The organism is Deltaproteobacteria bacterium (assembly GCA_029860075.1).
Classification (GTDB): domain Bacteria; phylum Desulfobacterota; class JADFVX01; order JADFVX01; family JADFVX01; genus JAOUBX01.
In genome coordinates this window covers 71,207-92,105 of record JAOUBX010000006.1, presented here as the reverse complement: position 1 = coordinate 92,105, position 20,899 = coordinate 71,207, and the positions used below count along the sequence as shown (strand labels likewise).

Annotated in this window: 23 protein-coding genes; 1 reads left to right on the top strand and 22 read right to left on the bottom strand. The window is 38.6% G+C overall.

Going from position 1 to position 20,899, the window contains the following annotated elements; translation table 11 throughout:
- Positions 1 to 66 precede the first annotated feature (66 nt).
- From OEV42_03415 to OEV42_03360, 12 genes are all read right to left on the bottom strand, one after another.
- Positions 67 to 618, bottom strand: coding sequence for an SPFH domain-containing protein (locus tag OEV42_03415; protein MDH3973308.1), 552 nt, complete (start codon positions 616 to 618; stop codon positions 67 to 69).
- Between the two features lie 160 nt (positions 619 to 778).
- A complete protein-coding gene (locus OEV42_03410; protein MDH3973307.1) occupies positions 779 to 1,312 on the bottom strand; it encodes a DUF3592 domain-containing protein in 534 nt (177 codons plus the stop codon).
- Positions 1,313 to 1,452: 140 nt separating this feature from the next.
- Positions 1,453 to 2,181: a C40 family peptidase gene (locus tag OEV42_03405; protein MDH3973306.1), complete on the bottom strand. Its 729-nt coding sequence runs from the start codon at positions 2,179 to 2,181 to the stop codon at positions 1,453 to 1,455.
- 79 nt (positions 2,182 to 2,260) lie between these two features.
- Positions 2,261 to 2,680, bottom strand: coding sequence for a hypothetical protein (locus tag OEV42_03400; GenBank protein ID MDH3973305.1), 420 nt, complete (start codon positions 2,678 to 2,680; stop codon positions 2,261 to 2,263).
- Between the two features lie 242 nt (positions 2,681 to 2,922).
- The gene (locus tag OEV42_03395; GenBank protein MDH3973304.1) at positions 2,923 to 3,360 is read right to left on the bottom strand and encodes a hypothetical protein; all 438 of its coding nucleotides are present in this window, start codon (positions 3,358 to 3,360) and stop codon (positions 2,923 to 2,925) included.
- A 295-nt stretch (positions 3,361 to 3,655) separates the two neighbouring features.
- Positions 3,656 to 3,937 (bottom strand): hypothetical protein, encoded by a 282-nt coding sequence (locus tag OEV42_03390; protein ID MDH3973303.1) that lies wholly within the window; start codon positions 3,935 to 3,937, stop codon positions 3,656 to 3,658.
- 540 nt (positions 3,938 to 4,477) lie between these two features.
- On the bottom strand, positions 4,478 to 4,999 hold the full coding sequence (locus OEV42_03385; protein ID MDH3973302.1) for a YcxB family protein: 522 nt from the start codon (positions 4,997 to 4,999) through the stop codon (positions 4,478 to 4,480).
- Between the two features lie 28 nt (positions 5,000 to 5,027).
- On the bottom strand, positions 5,028 to 5,414 hold the full coding sequence (locus OEV42_03380) for a hypothetical protein (GenBank protein ID MDH3973301.1): 387 nt from the start codon (positions 5,412 to 5,414) through the stop codon (positions 5,028 to 5,030).
- A gap of 56 nt (positions 5,415 to 5,470) precedes the next feature.
- A complete protein-coding gene (locus OEV42_03375; GenBank protein ID MDH3973300.1) occupies positions 5,471 to 6,139 on the bottom strand; it encodes a transposase in 669 nt (222 codons plus the stop codon).
- A 103-nt stretch (positions 6,140 to 6,242) separates the two neighbouring features.
- Positions 6,243 to 10,427, bottom strand: a complete 4,185-nt coding sequence (locus OEV42_03370; GenBank protein ID MDH3973299.1) for a hypothetical protein — start codon at positions 10,425 to 10,427, stop codon at positions 6,243 to 6,245.
- Between the two features lie 89 nt (positions 10,428 to 10,516).
- A complete protein-coding gene (locus tag OEV42_03365; GenBank protein MDH3973298.1) occupies positions 10,517 to 11,137 on the bottom strand; it encodes a hypothetical protein in 621 nt (206 codons plus the stop codon).
- Between the two features lie 359 nt (positions 11,138 to 11,496).
- Positions 11,497 to 12,003: a hypothetical protein gene (locus tag OEV42_03360; protein MDH3973297.1), complete on the bottom strand. Its 507-nt coding sequence runs from the start codon at positions 12,001 to 12,003 to the stop codon at positions 11,497 to 11,499.
- 9 nt (positions 12,004 to 12,012) lie between these two features.
- On the opposite strand from OEV42_03360, the gene OEV42_03355 reads away from it, so the two are divergent.
- Entirely contained in the window at positions 12,013 to 12,411 is a 399-nt protein-coding gene (locus OEV42_03355) for a hypothetical protein (GenBank protein MDH3973296.1), read from the top strand.
- 102 nt (positions 12,412 to 12,513) lie between these two features.
- Here the strand turns inward: OEV42_03355 and OEV42_03350 are convergent, their stop codons facing one another.
- From OEV42_03350 to OEV42_03305, 10 genes are all read right to left on the bottom strand, one after another.
- Complete coding sequence (locus OEV42_03350) at positions 12,514 to 12,999, bottom strand: hypothetical protein (GenBank protein ID MDH3973295.1); 486 nt, start codon at positions 12,997 to 12,999, stop codon at positions 12,514 to 12,516.
- 217 nt (positions 13,000 to 13,216) lie between these two features.
- Positions 13,217 to 13,942 carry an SIMPL domain-containing protein gene (locus tag OEV42_03345; GenBank protein MDH3973294.1) on the bottom strand — a complete coding sequence of 242 codons (726 nt, stop codon included), beginning with the start codon at positions 13,940 to 13,942 and terminating at the stop codon, positions 13,217 to 13,219.
- A gap of 707 nt (positions 13,943 to 14,649) precedes the next feature.
- Positions 14,650 to 15,864, bottom strand: a complete 1,215-nt coding sequence (locus OEV42_03340; GenBank protein MDH3973293.1) for a YARHG domain-containing protein — start codon at positions 15,862 to 15,864, stop codon at positions 14,650 to 14,652.
- Between the two features lie 163 nt (positions 15,865 to 16,027).
- Complete coding sequence (locus tag OEV42_03335) at positions 16,028 to 16,420, bottom strand: hypothetical protein (protein MDH3973292.1); 393 nt, start codon at positions 16,418 to 16,420, stop codon at positions 16,028 to 16,030.
- Positions 16,421 to 16,562: 142 nt separating this feature from the next.
- A complete protein-coding gene (locus OEV42_03330; GenBank protein ID MDH3973291.1) occupies positions 16,563 to 17,375 on the bottom strand; it encodes a hypothetical protein in 813 nt (270 codons plus the stop codon).
- A 227-nt stretch (positions 17,376 to 17,602) separates the two neighbouring features.
- The gene (locus tag OEV42_03325; protein MDH3973290.1) at positions 17,603 to 18,073 is read right to left on the bottom strand and encodes a GNAT family N-acetyltransferase; all 471 of its coding nucleotides are present in this window, start codon (positions 18,071 to 18,073) and stop codon (positions 17,603 to 17,605) included.
- Between the two features lie 289 nt (positions 18,074 to 18,362).
- Entirely contained in the window at positions 18,363 to 18,689 is a 327-nt protein-coding gene (locus OEV42_03320; GenBank protein ID MDH3973289.1) for a hypothetical protein, read from the bottom strand.
- A gap of 465 nt (positions 18,690 to 19,154) precedes the next feature.
- Positions 19,155 to 19,649 carry an SHOCT domain-containing protein gene (locus OEV42_03315; GenBank protein MDH3973288.1) on the bottom strand — a complete coding sequence of 165 codons (495 nt, stop codon included), beginning with the start codon at positions 19,647 to 19,649 and terminating at the stop codon, positions 19,155 to 19,157.
- A 36-nt stretch (positions 19,650 to 19,685) separates the two neighbouring features.
- Complete coding sequence (locus tag OEV42_03310) at positions 19,686 to 20,057, bottom strand: hypothetical protein (GenBank protein MDH3973287.1); 372 nt, start codon at positions 20,055 to 20,057, stop codon at positions 19,686 to 19,688.
- Positions 20,058 to 20,435: 378 nt separating this feature from the next.
- Complete coding sequence (locus OEV42_03305; protein MDH3973286.1) at positions 20,436 to 20,852, bottom strand: HEPN domain-containing protein; 417 nt, start codon at positions 20,850 to 20,852, stop codon at positions 20,436 to 20,438.
- Between the last annotated feature and the right edge of the window lie 47 nt (positions 20,853 to 20,899).

The following is a 20,899-nucleotide window of genomic DNA, read 5'->3' as shown; positions in this document are numbered from 1 at the left end:
CCGGCCGCGGTTAGCAAGTGAAACGAGCTATTCGCGGTCGGGTTGATAATGGGTTAGGGCGTAGCCCTATGCTGACCCAGCAAGTTTAAGTTCGAAATAGTCCAGTCCAATTCCAACGTCTGAAAGTTTTGACTCTGAAGCTTCTTTTATTCTTTGTTGGATGTCATATCTGCCGTAAAGCTCCTTAAGCTGTGCGCTTTTAGCTTCATCAATAAGCTCTTTATATTCGTATTTGTCGATAATTGGATATAAAGCTTCAACAACTTTATCATAAACATAATCTCTTGCAAGTTTGTCGCTGTTTAAGCTTCGATAATATTTAACAGGGTCGGAAATTTTCCAAACAGCACGGCTTTCCAATTGATGAACTTGCCTGTCTTTCGTCATTATCTCAGGCTTAATTTTCATTATGCGTGGCGTTTTAATCAAGTAATGTGCTTTATGTATGAAGGGGATTTTGAAGTATTCGCCGGAGACATTTCGAGCGGTGCCTGTTAACTCTCCAAATTGGGTAATTACAACTAGATCGTCATCATCAAGTGTATATCTCGCATTTTCATATGCAATGAAAGAGAGGATAACGGCACCTATGACTATTATGATGGCATTCTTTTTCATATTTTAGCCCTAACGTTTCAACTCAAAGACTTGCGGGTTAAAGGCAAAGCCTTTGGATTAATTTAACGGATGTTTACACCATGCACTTCGATTCAACAACGATGTCAGCAAGTCCCTTGCACCTAAAGGTAATGTTGGGCTAGGTTGTTTCAACATTTTATTATTGTGGAATAGCTACTTTCTTTCTACCCGAGAACCACAAATAACCAAATAATAAGAAATTAAGAAAAATAATTCCTGTTAAAATATACCAACTACGCTCGCTTGTAACTTCTGGTTCAAGTACAGCAAAACCAGGGTTATTAAGGTCATAATATACTGTAACAGGCTTGCCACTTGGGTATTTAAGAATGTATTTTTTGCTAAATGCCTTATCTTTTGAGCCTGTCGCTCCGAAACTAACTTGATTAGATTGATATTGCTTTCCATTGACATAATATTCATAGACAATATTGTAATGATAGGAAAGTCCTCGACTTGTTTTAGTGACTCGATTGGATTTTATTACTCGCCCATCTGTTTCAACCAAATCAAGTTTATCACTAAAAAATGTCCCTTTTAATTGATTATATTGCATACCCATGACAAATAAAACGAAGAGAGTGAGTAACCCTAATATTTTCATGAAAACAATATTTTGATTATCACTGTTAGAATTATCAAAATTGTTTTTCTTTGTCTTTTTACGTGCCACTATATCCTAATGGGTATTCATATCATAATAGAACAGGGGCTTGCAGGTTAAAGGCAAGGCCGCTGGATTAAATTAATTGTTTTTAAAAGCCACCCACTTCGATTCAACACCGTTACCGGCAAGTCTCTTGCAGTAAGTGGTTATACTTTTTTGGTACTCAATACCTTCCATGACATTAAAACAATTGGAGCAGAAAACCAGGGAGTACTGTAATTTTTAACATTCTCAATAATCACTTTTTGATTGCCAGGTTCAGCATGTATCCAATCACCATTGCCGATATAAGTTAGAACGTGTATTCCGTCACTCGTAACAGCAATATCTCCAGGCAGAACGATTTCATTGCCTATCTCCAGGATATTATCAAATTCTCCTTTTTTAATTGTGTTCCCACGATAGCCATCACGCATAGCTCTGGCTGAAGTATCGAACCACCAATGCAAAATTGATTCTCTAAGTGCCGTACCATTAAAACTGAATATTCCAAACTCTCTGTAAGTGTCTATCAGAGCTTTCCTCGGCAAGCCTGAGCAATCTATTCCTTGAAAGGTTTCCCCTCCCCATACATATTTAACATCTAAATAACTTTTAATATTGCGGACATAGTTTTTACGAAAATCTTTCTCATCAATCTTCGATCCAGTTGGATTTGCTATAAATAAAAACACTACAGCTATGATAACGGAAAATGCGCATAACAAGCTCTTCATCTTTCGTACACCAAGCAGCGAAGAAACAATAAATGTTATTCCTGAAATAATTAATGCCAGTCTCAACATCGCATTATTGATCGGCTGTACCCAAAACAGAAAGAATAGGATCAATGAAATAATGGAAATGGCAATGAACGCAGGGATTCTTATATTCATTTTAAGTATAACGCTAACCAGCCGCGCAAAATGTTGACTTCAAATCAGACTGCGTTTTCTGCGGTCTGGCAGCAGATGCTTATGTGCTGATGTTTTTAATGTATTCATAATTGTCCGCATCACACTCAAACACTGAGTCTCTTAAATAAAAGAGATAATGTTTATTAGCTTCAGCAGGGCTGATGATTTTCCAGTCGTCTGGGCATTTGTCAAGAAGCAAATCCCCTTTGACCTCATAAAACTCGCCCCACTCAGGAGCAAGTTTGCTAAAACGGCATTGCCCCATATACCAGCCTTCATCATTTACTGAGCCTAAACGCCAATGACTACAACCATAAAACCGTATTGCAGCTCTTTGTTCTTCCTCATACCCTTCATATGCCCATGGATTAACATAGAAAGAAAGCTCAACATAATCTGGTTTTACCTCTACTTCTTCAGATGGCGCGTTTGGTTCAGCATTCCAATCTTTATTTAAATGTATAAACTCTGTTTTCATTTCTTTTGCATATAACGAATCTGCAGGAAAACTCAATTTAATTTAAAAACCTTAAAATATCGGGGTGCCAAAATGATTCCTCGTACCGGGATCATCCAAAACAGGCCATAGACGGAACTCCTTTTTTTCGTAAAATCTACCGATTGAGTAATCCTACAGCTTCAAGGATTGAATTAACCGGCCGCGGTTAGCAAGTGAAACGAGCTATTAGCGGTCGGGTAGCATGTGGTTAGCAATGAACTTCAAAATGAAAGGCCAATCTTTTTGGCACCAACTTCAATTGCCGACAATATTCTAGCTTTTTCTGTGCCTCCAGTTGCAGAGTTAATCGCCTTATGAGCTTTTTTAAGATCAATCCCATCATGGATAGGAGACTCCAACGCTGTAAGGATATTACTCTGTGTTTTTTTAGGCTGTTTGGAAAATGACTTAATAAAGTAGTCAGGGTACTTTATTGCCACTGTGTAAATAAGTTCATTTACCCACTCTGAAAATTCCATGCTGGAGAGGCAACCGCTATTAACTGAGGATAACAGTGTGCTAGTTTGTTTTTCATCTAGGGCATTAAGAGACTTCTCAACGGCAACTAATGTCTGACTACAATTGTCCAGCGTCTCTGAATTTTGAGCGAATACAGGTGAAGAGATAACAATAGATATCAGAATAAAGATCTTTTTCATAATATATCTCCTTTATACTGCTAACGAGTCTGTAGGAAAACTCAAATTTAATAAAAATTTACAAAAATATATTTTTTTCGATTTCCTAACATACTGATTTTATTGAATTAAATATTTGTCATTTTTGTAGTTTTTCCAAAAAAAACTTCAAAAGGGGTTTTCCTACAGCTTCAACGATTTAGCTAAGGGGCTAGCTGAGGCGCCCCAAAAGCGGATTTAAAATGTTTAAGAGACTACTTTCAAAAATTGAAAATGCGTGTTTGCCAGTCCCGTCTTGAGCGCCTGGTTATAAGCCTTACTCAGCTTGTGTTTTTACGATATTTATTAAAAATAATCGGTTCCTCACAAGTGCTGAACTACACCAGACATTTACTGTATCTTCAATCAATACACAAGAATTTTCCTTGTCCTTTAGTTCTTCAACAAGTTCAGATTTAGCTTTTTCTCCTATGCCGTTCCAATCTTTGATGTTGATATTCTCTGCCCACTTTATTGCAGCGGTTCTTGCTGTGGATGCCTTGACTTGTACTATGGTACTTTGACCATTGTAATCAATGTGTAATGTAAATAATGACATTAATTGATTTTGCCTTATAACAATAACGCTAACCAGCCGCGCCAAGTTGCTTGTTTTTCAATTCAGACCGCCTTTTGCGCGGTCTGGGTTGAGCAGCAAGTTAGAACTGACTTACAGAGAGTCTATACCAGTGCCAACAATATAATATAGTGCAATAAATGCGTAAATGACAAAACCAATACAAGTCTGCAATCCGACAAGTAACAATCTCTTCCACAGAGTAATTAGAGGTTTTGTTGCGACGAATGCAAGCCAGAGAGCAATAGTACATAGTGCCATCTGGATTAAAAACCACAATAATTCGGGGATACCGCCTGTGCGTATAGTCCCATCTTGTATCCTTAGTAAATGATCAACTCCCATTTCAAGCGCAAAGCCACCAAAGAATATAAGCCACGCAATTATTTTTTTTTCATTTTCGCTCTAACGTAAAGCCAATCGGCCAAGCCGGAGCCATTGGAAAGAGCCAATGTGGGTGTACGGTCCGGCTTACAGTCTGAAATTTTTCCTTGACTTTATTCACCTAAAGGTAATGTGGGATTAGGCCTCAGCATGAGACACCTTATTTTTTAAAGCATTAATAAAATCATCATGGTTTCCATGAACAATTGATGCTTTAGGCAGTACATGTGCTTGAATCTCATTCAAATAAACAAATGAGTAAGCATCTTTAAGCACAATAGGGCCAACAGAATTCCACGGTGATTTGGTTTCATTGAAATCTGTCTTTTCAATGAGACCATCTTCTTCAATTCTCAATTCATGATCGCAAAGAACGGACTTCATAAAGTCACTATTTTGTTGGTTTTTTAAATTCCGTACTTGCCACCAACGAACATAAAAAGGATACAGTGTAAAGCAAATGGCAGCAATGAGAAAGCCAATCAAAGCTAAAAATATGCTGTTATTTAAATAGGAAACATATGAAATTCCCGCAAAAACGCCACCAGAAAACCATAAGTTGCTCTTGAGAATTTGTTTTTTAACTTGTCGAGAGTTCTTATATTGGTATTCATTAAAGTTAATCAAATCGGTTAATTCATTTCTATATTTGATATTCATTCACCTATTTATTATTTCTAAAGAATTTTTACAGATTCAAGTTTTGCTGAGCAACTGCCAGCATCTTCTTTTTTATATAGCGAGTTAATGAAGCTAAAAGAGCTAAAACAAACACTGAAAAACCGATAAATTTAACCCAAGAGACTTGATATATCCCATACATGCCAAATTGCATTACAAGTAACATAAGAATCACTGTTGCAGACCAAGCTAAAAAGGAATGATAAACCCATTTTTTTAGTTTCCATAAGCCTAGAGTAGAAACTAAAGCTGTTCCGCCATAAGAAAGTGCTATGAATGCCATTAAAGTTGAGCCATTATTGGAATTTAATTGGATTACAGCGTTGCCAAAGCCTGCAATTGCAAGCCAAGCTAAAATAAGTGCCAAAATTGTAAAACCAACGGGTCGTTTCAAAACACTCTCCTTCAATTAATTAATAGAGGGACACATCCCAATAAAATCCAGGACGGTTAATCTTCCTTTTTGGGGCGTCCTTTTCCTCTAAATACCAGCTTCCGGCCAAGTAGTTTCGAAAGCCTATCAATGAAAGCCAAGTCCCCTAGTGGGTGTCCAAGAAGCGTTTTCTTCCGAATTTCTCCGACTTCTTCATCACGACAATCCTCTGCTATAAACTTTTTGTAACTATCCCTTTCTCCTTCTTCAAAAAATGGTTCATTGATTACAAAGTTATCTTTCCCTGTTAAGTGATAGGATGCGCTGGAATAAGAATAGTCAACAGCTTTGCTTACTATCTTTGCACGTACAGGATTATTCTCAATATATCGGCTGACAGCCCAGAGATATGAACCTCTATCAACGACACTCGAATAATAACGACACTCCCATAGACGGCCTGTTCTGTCGTTTTTTTTATTAAAATATTGTGTATAGCATAAGGCTACACCCTGCATCATTTTTGCCAGTGATTTTTCTTCCTTCGGATTTAGAAGCAGGTGCACATGATTTGTCATAAGACAGTAAGATAATATTGATGTATTGGTTCGCTCTGAATAACGTTTCAGCAACTTGAGGTAAAAATACTTATCATCATCATCGAGGAAAACATTCTCTCTGTTGTTTCCTCTTTGAATGATGTGATGGGGATATCCATATCCAACTATTCTTGCGACCCTTGGCATGGTCGATTTATATCATATCAATCTGTTGCTGTCAATTAATTGGGATGTGTCCCTGTTAATAATAGAAATAGTAGCCCTGCTTTTTTGCTGCCTTACTCAACACCTACTTCTGAAGAGCATGGGTAACAAGCCCTGCAATGGAATCAGCCAGGTCTTTAAAATTGAACTCGACTTTGATATTTTCCTCTTTCCCCATAATTCGCAGGTCCATTTCAAGGGACACACTGCCGCCGTCAACGGCGGAGAGTTCACCTTCAAAACAGACCTTCTTCAGATCAAAGATCCCGCCAAGACCATAATTGGCTATACAATCAGCGGCCTTTGCCCCTTCTTTAACGGTTAGTTTTACACCTTCAAGGACGATTTTACCGGCTTCGAGAGCTCCTCTTGCCGTTTCCTTGGCCACGATGAGCCCTGCAACCCTGGGATCAAGATCAACAGGTGTGGTATCGATGGCAGTCTTTGCGGCATCTATGGATTTTTGCGCGATTGTCAAACCTCCCTGGGCCGTTTCTCTCAAGGCAATGGGGCCGGCCACCCTGGGGTCAGAGTCAGGGGGAATAAGGGACAGCCCATTCTTAATTCCTTTCAGTACCTCTTTGGCGGCTTTCAGGGCAACTTCCGCGCTCTTTTGTCCAACAATAAGCCCGGCCACCCTGGGATCGGAATCAACAGGTATAAGTTTAACCCCTTTCCGTACTGTACTGAGCACTCCTTTAGCCACCTTAAGGGCTTCTTTGGAGACATCTCTGGCCACATAAAGGGCCCCGATCTCAACATTGGCGCCCGCGCACTTTGCTGCCCATTTTGGGTTATACCACTCCTTCTTCATTTTCTTTTCATATTTCTTAATGTCGGACTTTTTCCTCTTAATATCATCGTTAAGGTTATTAATCTTTTTTCTGGCAGAGTCTATCTTTTTCTCTGCTGACCGGATATCACGGGTCGCCTTCTCCTGTTCGCCTTTAACCTTTGTTCTCATAGCGGCTACCTGATTTTTAAGGCCCTTTACATCCCTTTCAGCGGCAGATACTTTATTCTCCGCATTTTTCAGATCTCTCTGGGTAGCGGCGCGTTCTCTTTTAATAATATTTCTCTGTTTGCTTATTTCCCTGTTTAACTTGTTCACGTCGTCACGGGCTTTTTTCAGGTCCTCTTTGGCTTTGTTAAGCTCTTTCTTATGGACCTCACGTTCAGACCGTACCTGTGCCCTGGCCGATTTAATCTGACTATCCAGCTTTTCCACTTCTTTTTTGGCTTTATCCACCTCTCCCTGGGCCTTGGTTAACTCTTTCACAGCGCTTTCGGCCACTTTTTTTATCCCCTCCCGCACATTCTCATTAAGATAAGAAATGAGATCATTTTGCAGGGAGGCCCTGATCATAAATTCTCCCGACTGAAAAATGTCTTTCCCATTCACATCAAGCTCTGCCTGGAAAAGATCAAATATCTTACCGACAACAAGAAAGCGGAACCCTTTATCTGAAATACTAATATAGGTGGCCTGTTTCAAGCCCAGCAGAGAGACTGCGCAGGCTATTGTTAAACTGGGCGTACTGCTTATACGCAGATCGAGTTTAAGGAGGGGGTCTTTTTCTTCTCCCGCTCCGGTGAGGGCGAATATATCTCCTGCTTCGATGCTCTCCATTTTCCCTTCAACAAATATTCCTTCCATATAATCGATAGTAGCATTTATACTTCCTTCCCAGTCCATGATTTCAAGCTTGCCCTTAACGGTTATACCGGACTCAAAGTATATTTCTCCAATCCGTGTAGCCGCAGGCACAACATGGACCTTAACATCTTCCAGCCCTGTATCTTTTAATACTTTCTTAAGATCTTTCGCACTTCCTTTTACCTTGGGGTCACAAAAGGCGGACAGCAGATCTGCCAGCAAAAGCTGATCAAATGAAACAGCAAGCATACTCTGAGTAGGATCAGCGGCATTAAAGGCGACAGCAGCTCCCCCCTCAACTTTGCCAATCTTCATGCGCCCCGCCAGGCCGATAGAGGGGAGCCCCTGAAAACTGATTCCAAGTTCAATGGCAACATCGGAAAGGTTGAATCCTTTGGCCCCGAAAGCATTTTGCCAGGTCCCTTTCATGGTGGCGGCAAAAGTGGCGCCATTAGGCATTACACTGAGCGCTCCCATAAAAGCAAGGTCTTCCTCGTTGACCCTGGCTACAACACGGCAAATGGCCATAAATTCCGGAGTTGTTCCCCCGGGAATAATGCGCAAACCGATTTGGCTCATGGTCACATTTTTGGCCAGCTTCATCTCTCCGGCCACACTCCCTTCAAGCATGAACTTCCGGGGATCTTTCCCAATGGCAGCCTGCATAACGATCGTTTCAATGCCAAGGAGTTTATCAAGGCCCGTATCTTTAAGAGTCATCGTTCCCGCAAAATTGAGGCCCTTCGACAGTTGTAACTTTGCGCGGGGCATATAAACCCTCTGGAAATTGAGGGGACTTCCTTCCAGTGATGAAACAATAAGTGCGGCATTGCTTAAATCCATGGAATCGAGACATTTAAAGGCCTTATTCACATGAGAGAACTTCCATTTTTTACCAGGCTTTAAACCGACCCCGGCGGCCCATTTCCCCTTTTTGCTTTTGCAGAGAATAACCTCAACAGCGTCGAAAGGCCCTGCGGCCGATGCAATGGAAAAACCGGGGAGGTTCGGCATAAGGCTGATGTCCACATTTTTCATGGTAAGATTCAAAAAACCGGAAGGCATGGATATGCCCCCGTCAGCAACAAAACCCTCTATCTTTTTATAGACCGAAGCAAGATCGATTTCCTCATATTTCCCTTTTAAAAGTAAATTGCCCGGCAGAATTGACGCCACATCAAGCTTTAAACCAACCACCTCAGCCGAAGCGATTAATTCCCCCTTTTTTACATGTTCTCCCTTTTTAGCTCCCGGCCGGGAGCTAAAAGAAAACCGCATGTTTTCAACAGAAACCATACCCGGAATGAGATCCCATTTCTTTTTCGCCTCTCCCTTAAATGCAAGAGACTTGTTTCCGGGGTTTGCCTCAAGGAACAGGCTGTTCAGATTGATGGCAGGCATTATGTCAGGGAGGGGAAAGCTTTTGGGTACAAGTGATTCGAGAAGGGCCTTCAGATCCATTGAAAAGCCTTCTCCTGTGAAAGCATTTATTGAGAATCCCGGGGAATAGGCGCTTACCCTCAGTTTTTTGGAATCAAGGAGCAGGTCTCCCGCGATGGCCCAGTAAAAATCCCTCTGCTGTTTTTTGAATGGAAAGAGGAGAGTGAGAAGGATTTTAGTGTTATCAATAGAAATCTTGTTTTCAATAATCTCCCATTCTTTCAGGAGGCTGAAACCTGTCTTAATACTAAAAACCTGCATCTTTTTGGGCATAATCGTTACACTGATTTCACTGAGCCCTATATTTTTTGTAATATCCGGGCCTTTTCCTATTGAAGAGGAAATATCGACACCGGGGAAAATTTCGGCCAAAGCCGTTAAATCATTAAGGGGCAGGTTTTCAGGTCTTGCCCGGAAAGTAAAAAAATCTCCGCCTATGGGAAGCAGGGAGGAAAGCTCAATTGTTTTTTCTCCTGCCTTAACATTGGCAAAAAGCCAGGGCTCAGACCGGACATTTTTTGCGCTATAATCTTTCCTGAAATCTTTAAGCTGGAAAAAAGGCTCATGTAGATTAAATGGCCCTATACCGGCTTTTTCTCCCAGAGGAACTTTTAAATTTGTATGCAGTACATTTTCCTTCTTTAAAATAGTCCCTGAAACAGGGAGGTCCTCACCGGCATTTAAAAGGGTGGCGAAACTTTTAAGCATGCCCATTCCTGAAAGCTTCCCTTCGAAAGAAGCAAGGGGATAAGTCGTGCTTGAGGGCTGGAAAGTCAATCTCCCTTCAGAGAAAACAAGATCTGAAAGGAGAGGGCCTTTTGTTTTTTCTTTAGTCTTATAAAATTTCCATCCCTTAGGGACCGATAAATCAATGTAAGCCTTTGCCGTGGCCCCTTTTCCTTTATATAAAAAAGTAATGTTGTATAACATGCGGCCGAAAGCGGCATTGTCCTCATTTTCCTTTAATGATGTGTCGGAGATGAGAGACTCATAAAGTTTTCCTTCTGCTTTCAAATCCCTATCTGTAGATTCGACTTTAGAGATCTTCAGCTTTTTTTCGCCAGGCCCCAGAAAATCGATTAAGAGGTCATGAACATTTTTGTCCAGCTGGAATCTCGATAAGGACAAGGTTTGTTTGGTCTTGTAACTCTCTAAAAGGTCTTCCATCGCCATTACAAGCCTCCTTCAGGTTTACTTAAGAAAAAACCTTTCAGCGGGGGGGGACGGTACCTTTTATTACATGCTGAAAGGCATAAAAATAATCAATTAGGATTGTCAATTTCTTTGTTTGGACATTGCCAGGTGCGGGGTGCCTTTGTTTTAACTGCTTGAAAATTTCGTCTTTTCTGAAGACAGTTGGCGTCGTTATCATCAGCCATATAAACTTTACCTTCTTTTGGGAAATAGAGAATATCCCCGGGATTGTATCCTAAAGTGTTCATCACACCGACTATTCGCTGTTGTTGAGTAACAAGAAAAAGAGACTTTGTGGTTACCTGTATACCTTTTGGTTGAAGATACTTTACTATATAATCATCCATTTTTTCATCCATGAATTCCTTATCACAGCCCCCTTTCTTGTCAAAAAACATTGTCCCGGCGCCTAACCACAGATCAATCTTCTCACTTGCAGCCCCCTCTGTTATCATGGCGAGAATGGTTAAACATGCTCGTTCATAAAGCAGCTTTTGACTTCTTTTATAAGTATGTACATGAGCAAGGCACCCCTTGTTTTCACTGTGAACAACGACAGTTAGACAGGGCCCGGCTCCACATGTGAAAAGTGCTTTTTCATCGGAAAAGCTCCAATAATTGGTATCAACATCATAGCAATCCTCGAAATTATAATTAGCGGGAATAGCTTTCTCTGTTTTTATTGCCATAATCTCTCCCTCCTCTCTATTTTAGTGGGCTAACAGTTACTTTTATACCTATTGTCTGCACTATAATTAATGAATAGCATAACCGTTTCAAATGTCAAAAAAATATTGCCTCTTCACGCTTTTTCTTTACTTTCTTGACATTCAAAAATGCAATAAATTTCTCTTTATATGGCATGTCAGTCTGTACGCCAACTTGAGGGATCGCTTATGATTCAACAAATCAAACAGTATTTTTTCGCAGCATCATATATTCCCGGAACCTTCCAGGGGGTAATAATGGGTGATTATTAAAATAGCAGGGATAAAAAGCAGATCTCTGTGGGAGAAAAGGGAGTTTTTTTAGACTTTAAAGGAGAACTTTAACTTTTTCCTTGACTGCTTGCGCCTAAAGGTACTGAATTGTTACAGGCTTTGACACCAAAAATAATTCGAAAAACCAATATAAGTACAATAATGTCTATTGAACAAATAATAATAGAAGGCCAAGGGTTAACAATTATTCTGACAGTCCCTTCAACTGCTTTCGGAATAGGAACATCAGGAGCAGAAAAATAGCTAATTGCATCGTATATTCTCTTTAAAATATCGATAGCAATGATTGGCGCAATAAATCTTATTGCACGTATCTTATTTTTGAAAATAAAAGCCCCACCAATTATGAATAAACCAGGGATTAGAAAATCGAAGAAAAAGAGTTGAAAAATAGACCAAAGCCCTTGCCCATCAAATGCATTAAGGTTACTGCGCAGTAAAATATAAAAGAGAGGGGGCTTGAAGAATACCTGCCCATCAAATACATCAACACTGTTATGCAGAATAATGTAAAGGCCCGGAAGGATTGTAATAGCGCCCACTATTTTATACATTTTATTGTTTTGACCTATCAACTCGTTCCCAAGCTCCAGCCTGGGAACAAAGACCGCGCGCACCCTACCTGGCTTCATAAAAAATATTTTAACCTTATAAGCTTTAATAGTTCATATATAAGAAAAGTTGCTGCTAAAGTAGCGATAAATATAGATAACACCATCTTTGCAGTACCACAATCTCCTGATGCAGTACCAACCGACCATGCTGGGTGTATGACTAATAACACAGCCATTAATATAAATATTCGAGTAGTAGCGCTTTTGATTCTACGGCTATATTTAATCAGTATAAAATATATGCCTATCGTAGCGAAATGTACTGCAAACAATACCCAAGAGAAAGTAATAGCATATTGTAAAGCATTAGCAGCCCCGGGACCGCTGCAAGCAAACGAAATATCATGAATGAGTATTAGTGTTATGAAAACAAAGAGAATTCTCATATTTTAGGTTCAACGACTTGGGTAAGACGCGTGCGCTGTTTGCGCGTCGAGCTTGATCCGCCTGTTAGGTGTTTTTTCCATACTTTAATATATTCACTAATTTACTTCTTACAGTTAGAAACAGCTTTTTTGTGGGACTATATGACTCCCACCTTTCTTGAGCCAGCTTGTCAAAAGCATCTCTCAAGCCAATATACTCAGATAATGCAATTGGACCCATATAGGGCTCAATTGCGTGTGTGCCAAATGACTTATGAGAAGAAATAAATAAAATACTCTCTATAAAGCCAAGATCTAAAACCTCAATTACTTCTTCGCTTCCGTTTTTATGAATATATTCACATGCGTTAAATATTTTTTTAAAATCATCAGTCTTTCCTTTGGATAGCTGATCTACTACATAATGCGCAAATACTGACATATCATTATAATAGCCGCGTTCATCATCCTCATCCCAGAACTCAATATGTTCTTTCCAGTACGGTTCAATTTCATCGCAGCTATCTTTGATTAAATTTATGGCATCAATTTCGCTTAATTTTTTACACATAACGAGTCCGTAGGAAAACTCAATTTAATTTGAAAACCTTAAAATATCGGGGCGCCAAAATGATTCCTCGTACCGGGATCATCCAATACAGGCTAAATATGGGACTCATTTTTTTCGTAGAACCTGCCAATGGAGTAATCCTACAGGTTCAACGGCGGAAGTAAACAGCGGCGTTAGCCGTCCACTTGACTGAATTGTTATGTGATATTATCGAAGTCTAGTCTGTTAAATAAAAGGTAATGTTAGTTATTACTCGAACATCTTTTTCTATCTTATTTGTATCACCATATTCTTCTCCAGCATCACGGATTCGAAAAATCCCCTGTCTTGCACTACGAATGCTTCCAACATTTACTCCAGCATTTTCAGCGAATTCTTTAGCCGCGATCCGGGCATTATGTGTTGCCTCTTTTAGCATATCAGGTTTAATTTCATTAAGTTTAGTAAAACGATAGGCTGGAGAATTGTTTTCTATATCAATGCCTTGAGCCATAAGTTTATTCACGCTTGCACGTGCTTTTGAAATAATTTCAACATTACCGGTTTCTACACGAATCGAACCAATTAATTCATGTTTCTGGTCTACCAGCCGCTGATTTTCATCACGAAATTCTTTGTACTCATAGTCTAATATGCCAACAGTTATTTCATCGCTGTCAAATCCATTTTGTTTTAAAAGGTCAACAATTGTGGCCTGATTTGTTTCAGCCAGTTTATATAATTTGGGAATTTCATTACGTGTTTTACCTGTAATGGTAAAATTTATCTTCCAGTTTGCCCTGTCGGAGTTAACCCTTCTTTCCGCCAAACCTTTAACCTCCGCAGTATTTAAAGCAACTTTAGCATTGTACATCGTTTGCCCAATAAAATAGCCTCCCACTGAAATCCCAACAGCCAAAAACATCCCTAGCAAAAGTAGCCCGATTTGATCTCTATTAGTCATCTTTCTTCCTCCTTATATTGATACTTAGTATACATTACAAGTCTGTAGAAAAACTCAATTTAATTTATAAACCTTAAAATATCGGGGTGCCAAAATGATTCCTCGTACCGGGATAGTTCAGCACAGACCATATATGGACCTCATCTTTTTCGTAGAATCTACCGATTGAGTAATCCTGCAGCTTCAATGATTTCAATCAGGGGCTTGCGGATTAACGGCAAAACCGCTGACTTAAATTATTTGTTTTTAAAATCAACCAATTTCGATTCAAGACCTCTGTTAGCAAGTCCCTTGCAGTGCTTTATTAGAGCTGCAACATTTGACTGAATAAGTATGTCACTATCATAAGTAAAATCAATGAAAGCCAGAGATATGTCGTGTACTTTTTGTTATGTGGCTTTTCTGTGCAAAATAAGTGACCCAAAATAGTAAAGCAAAGTTCTGGTGTATATGCAAAACTTAATACTATACCTATCATTGATACTATAACAAATGGCCAAATTGTAAAAATCCTGTATGACCAGAAATCAAAAAATAAAAGAGGAACAATTAGATATGTTAATGAAATCGAAACCGAGAAAATGAAAGCCGCATATATTTTGTCTATGAGATTTATTTTCTCTTTATTCATTGAGTTGCTACCGGATAGGTCAGGGGCATTACTCTCTACTCTACCTATTTTCCTATTTTACGGTTATGTGCAGCACCTATTTTGACAGAACAGCATAATGTTCTTCTGAATCAACAAATTTTATCAGCCATTGTTTTTTAGGTATAAGTTCCCTGATGGCAACTAAGTTCTCTACATAAGGATAGAAATCTTTTTTAAATAACTTGTGCTCATCTTTATCACCATTCAATATGGCTGAAGCGACTATTTCACCATGGATATCTATAATTGATAATACAGACTCGACCTTATATTCTTGACTTGAGTAGATTGTTAGAATTCTCTTGTCTTCAGGATGCCACGATATCAGAGTATCAATGCATTCATCTCCTGGACAGCCAGTTGAAAAATTTTTTTTATTTTTCAAATTGAAGAAGTGGAAAGTATAATTCCACGTACCGCAGCAACCTGTAAATTCTGGCGTAACAAGCAGGTCTGGATTAGCTTTAAGAGCATATCTCGGCATATAAACTATTCGATCAATGCTTTGACCTTCATAACTGTACACCTCAGTTATGTCACTGTCTTGGATTTGTTCAGAATAAAGGATAGCTTTACTATCTGGCAAATTTACGAAAGTTTCACGCACACCAATAGAAAACTCTTTACCATTTTGAGAGAAGTAAATAGCACTATGACCTTCTTGATCAGTATTTACTATGTCGCCATCTCTACCGTTTGTTAAGCGTCTGAACTTTCTTGCCAAACTAGACTTATTATGTTTTTCCGCAATCTTTCTGATTTTTTGAGAGCCAAATTCCTCCACATAAGATTCGACTGTTTGTCTGTTCAGCTGTATTAAAAAATCTTCAAAAGGAGGAAAGTTTGGGTGGAAAAGCTCTCCATTTACTTCACGAGAGTTAGTCGGTTTAATTTTTTTTATTTTCTTTATTTCTTCTGTTTTTTTGATAATTTTAACATTTGATAACTGAATTTCTGTCAATAGGTTATCATGATACCTGGGATTAACTTTGTACCAATCTTTGCCATGGAAATAACTGGAAAGATCTTTGCTTTTAAATTTCCGTCCATATCTGGCAAAAATAGAATTCCGTATTATGCGCAGATTTGTTTCAGAAAAAGTTATTAAATCGCAAACATCCAGCCTTTTATTAAATGCATCATGAGCAGTTTCCTCAAAGGAAGTTTTATTTGAATTACAAAGGTATATTTTATCTGACACCGCAGCACTGGATGACGTTGCTAGAGAGGTAAAAAATAGTGCAGCGATTATGGTAGCAAATATTTTCATTTAAAATTTCTCCGAAATTTTATTCAAGACAATTCAAGACACAAAATGATTCAACTTAGGGGCTTGCGAGTTAAGGGCAAAGCCTCTGAACTTATTTAACAATTTTTAAAACCGACACATTCAAATCAAACGCAGTGTCAGCAAGTCCTATTGCAGTGCAGGGTCATGTGTTTTTATTCTTAAAGTAATCTTTCGAGCTTTTACCAAAAGCAAATGAAAACAGCCACCAACTGAGTAGACCAGCTATCACGACCCCCAAAAATAAGTTTGGGTAAAATGCATCAGGATTTGATTTATTAATAAATGGAATAGAAATAAATGCGATAATGAATAATCCAATCGGTAAGGAACAAAATGCTCTACTCCATCTGCGAACTCTAATTAATCCGTACAGTCCGACAGAAAATAAGCCGGGGAATATGAGTGTAATATGGATGGGAGTATTGAATTTTGATACTGAGTTCTGAGCAGACATTATCCCAACCATGATAAACAAACCGTACAGAACGATACCTGCAACATGGGATGGAGGTTTCTTGAATTTTACTTTTTCCATTTGATCTCCTTCACATAACGACAGCATCAGCCCCTTGGCAGACTGCAGAGTGAAGCGACGCGGGATGCCAAGTCGGTCTGCATGCACTTCCTGGACTATGGTGTTGTTTTTTAATTGATTTATTGATTATGCCAAAAAACTTTTAAAGTTCCTTAAGGTATTTTTTGATATAATCAGGTAGCTTATTCTCCTGCCATTTTTCAATATTGAAGATCTGAGTCTTAGATCCGCCCTTGCCATCATACTTTGGTTTTGCCACCTTGGGTCGTTGATCATCATTAAAATAAGTACCTGCCTTTGTTGTTATAGGTTCAGCTTTCATTTCAACAGGATCTATTTTTGATGCAAAGTTAACCCACCATGGGATGCTATCCAAAGCATATTTTTTTCCCTTTAATTCTAATATTAAAAAACATTCATAACTATCTATTCCATCAATAAAAAATAAAGTAGGTTTTGGGGATAGTTTTGTCTGACTTCCATATATGTTACACAACTTAGACTTTGGAGTATTCTCATAGGGACCAGTCCACGGGGCATCATTAAAATCGTAAATATCCGACGTCCATCCCATTTCATCAAAATCCAAATCAGATGCTTCCGTTTTTGCATACCAAAAATCATCATCTATATCGTCATAAGCCGGTACATCTGTGATTTTCTGTACAATTTTTTCTTTATTTAAATGATAATAAAATCTTTCCGAAGAATAGATTGTATTAGTAAATCCGATATTTATAATCTTAGAACGAAGACCTTTTGGAATATTCACTTCAACCCCGAAAATTAATTTTTGGCTGCCAACTTGTACACAGTTAGTTTGAGAGTTATAATACTTTACTTGAATTAAGTTGAGAGTCTTTTTTGGTTTTCCGCTTGTGTATTTTTCATCTTGACCTAGCTTATGCTTCCACTTCCATTTAACTAAATGGCCATCAATATTTTTTTGACACATACGATTTATCCTTTCATTTATAATTCTATTTAAGATAGAAAAAAGGGGGCAACTTTCTTTTTTTCTCCGGCGGACAACTTCCTGTCCTTGACGCTATTCCGGAGTTGAGTAGTAAGGTCAACCATATCTTTGATGTTTCCCATTATAATCTTCCTACCGCCGCAAATCAGCCGAGCAGTAAGGAGCGACAGCGACTGAAGGTGTCGGCTGGATTTGCCCTGTTATACCTATATTTCCTTACTCATTACTGCCACCTGCATTCCAAAATAAACAGGCCTTTCAATTGTTTCCCACCCTTGATGCATATAGAATTGCTCTTTATCAGGAGTATGAAGGTAAAGCGTTTTTACACCTAACTCTCTTGCTTTAGTTTCTGCATGTTTTACTAGAGTACGACCAATACCCTTTTTTCGGTAATTTGGTAAAACGTATAGTGTTCCAAGCCAATGATATAAATGCTTATGGGTTGTCATTTCTTGTATTTTAAGACTTACAGTACCCACTGGCACAGATCCCATCAGCGCTACAAGAGCCAGAGGGAAATTATTTGTGTTTAATCTGTCAGACATTTTTGCAATCTGTTCCTCAACAGATTGTATTCGATACATCTCTCCCCAGTAATCATATACCCATGACGCCAGTACCGGAATATATTGGGGATTGCGTGATAGGTATACAATTGACACTTGCTCATTCATTTTATTTATAACAGATCAGTCTAAAGTTTTCTGGAGTTTTCTCGTTCCCAAGCTCCAGCTTGGGAACGCAATTGCAGTAAAAGCTCTGCTTTACACCCCATCCGAAAACAAGCAAGCGCTTGAATATACCAAACCTGTTTTGTTGATTAGTTTAGACCGCAATAATAGAAAAAGAGAAACCTCCCCTTTTCTTTTTCTTTTTTCATCCGACGACCTAGCACACTAGCGAGTGATTTATTAAGGTGTCAATTCAAATCAGACAGTCGTTTGCCCATCTGGAAGCGTTTTGTTAGCCCGATTTTTTATCTCTTACCTTCAAAATTAGTTTGTCTAATTTTTCCTGAGCCTTATTTAGCGCTCTTTCATTGCTCGGAAGAAATACATTTTTTATCCAATCTTTGTGAGGTGGTAATATCTTTCCGTTCCTAACCTTGTCAACAAACAATGGACGAAACCCATGCCAGTCTGCGTGCTTTCCGCTTTCCAGATACTCTTTACCTTTGGCAATAGCGTCTTCAAGATGTTTGATGCGATCAAGAATGGCCTTCTTCTTTGAGTTCATAACTGTCACGTAATCTTCCGGGCTAACGAGTCTGTAGAAAAACTGTTTTGCCAAGGGAGGTTTATCGAGGGAGGAACAGATTTTTCATAGTTTTGTTAAAGATTACATTCTATAGTTAGTATCGTAGGATGGGTGCAACGAAGTGAAACCCATCGTTCTTAACTTTTACTTCTAAGGCTGACCATTTGAAATCATTCTTAAATATTTTCATTCAAGAATCAACTGGTAATGTCAATCAACGATACAGTGAAACAGAAACTTCCACTTAACATAAAATGATGGGTTTCACTTCGTTGCACCCATCCTACATTTGCTGTTGGGGGCAGTAACCATATTCAATGCATAAGTAAGTAGTGTTTTTCTTCTTTCAAGCAAATTAACGGCAAAAAAGTAGCTGGTACCATTAATTATTTGTCACCTGTAATTTGGCATAGTATAAAGCTTCAATCATTCGGCGGATGGCGCAAGCTTATCCGCCCTACTTGGCTTATCGATTGAATTAACTGGCTGCGGATAGTATTATTCAACTATTTTACGTACTTTTACTCGATATTCCTCGTCTGAAATAATGCCTTGATCTCTTAGTGTCTTTAATGCTTTGATCGCTTCTTCTGTTTTCCCATCATTGTCGAGTGACTTTGTGGTTATTTCAATCTGCTGTTTTGGAGTGACAGACTCTAATCCAAGATCAAATTTCAGGGCTGCATTGCCTGTGCCTTTCCATTGGCAAGGGTCAATTTGTTTTGATTGAGTCTGGCCTTGGAAATTTTTAGGAGGATATGCTTTTACCTCATACTTCCCAGATGCATTCATCCAACCGCCCGGTGCATTCATTACGCCAACCCACTTTTTGTTGCATTCCAAAATAATTGTTGTGGGAGTCTCTCCCATGCTCACACCATTGACGTCAATTTGTGATTTTGGCGGGTAACTTGTCACATTGTAAGGTACTTTCTTGGCTGAAGCACAGCCGAATGTTAAAAGACAGCCAAACATTATTATGAATACTTTCATTCCCTCTCCTTGGTTTACATACTTAGCAAGTATGGGTTATATTTTATTATATAATTTGTATTCAACATTCTTCTGCACGTAATCAAGAGATTTTATAATGGTTTTTTCTGGTTCATAACCTTCTTCAAAGATCTCTACCAGGAATAATTTTCCATTATATATATCTTCTATCAGTCGTCGAATAGCTTTTTCACGAGTTAAACCATACTCCCTAGCTTCTATGTCTCCATGCGTATGGTAATCACCTTCTAATAATTGAATTGAATCTTCATCATCTTTCCAAATTGAAATTTCTAATATTCCGAAGTTATTTGGCAGTAGGACATGGATATCATCATTGACATATGAAAATATAATATTTCCCTTTTTTAGTTCATTTCCAATATTTTTTAGTGCTTTATTTCTCATAAATATAACGAAAAAATTAAACAGGTGCGTTAGCAATCTGATTGATGAAGGGTTAAGGGCTTAAACGGCCATTTAAACATTCAAAGTCCTTAAAATCATAAGCTTTTTTAGCTCGTAGGGCGTATAAGCCTGCGCCATACACCGCATGAAAAACTCCGGTTTATAAACCCTCAACAATGCAACACACCCATTTTTTGGGATAAATACCATACATCTGATCAATGAGAAGTCGCTTTCTTCTTTGAAGTAAATTAACGGTAAATAATAGCTAGCTCCATTGCTTCTTTGTCTGCCGTCTATAATTCAACATGGTGTAATACTTCAATCATACGGCGTATGACGCAGGCTTATACGCCCTACAGGGCTGCATTTGCATTGTCATGAAATTTTAATATAATTCTCAAATATCTTTTTAACGGCATTTGAGAGTTTTTGAAGAAAGCTCCACGCTATTTGTATATCTTCTTTTTCATATAGATACCGCCATTCAACGAAAGCATTAGAAATCTTGGTTAAGTCTTTATGGAACAATTCGCTATCTAAGCCGGTCTCTTCAATAATTTGCGTTTTACGCTCATGTTTTAAATCATTAAAGAGCTCGTGTAGTTTGTGACCGTATTTTGAAGTACCATCGTTCTGTAAAATTGCCTTCAAAAAAAGCTCTATCGAAAACGCTCTATTAGTAACCGCAGGCACAAGTAACCACTCTACTTGATTCTGACTTATTCGCTTTTGTTCTTCGCATCTTTCTGCAGCTAAAAAATAGGCATTTGCAGTTTCACTTATATTAACCATTCAAATATTTCTAAAAAAGGTATCTAAAGTTTTTTTGCATAACGCCC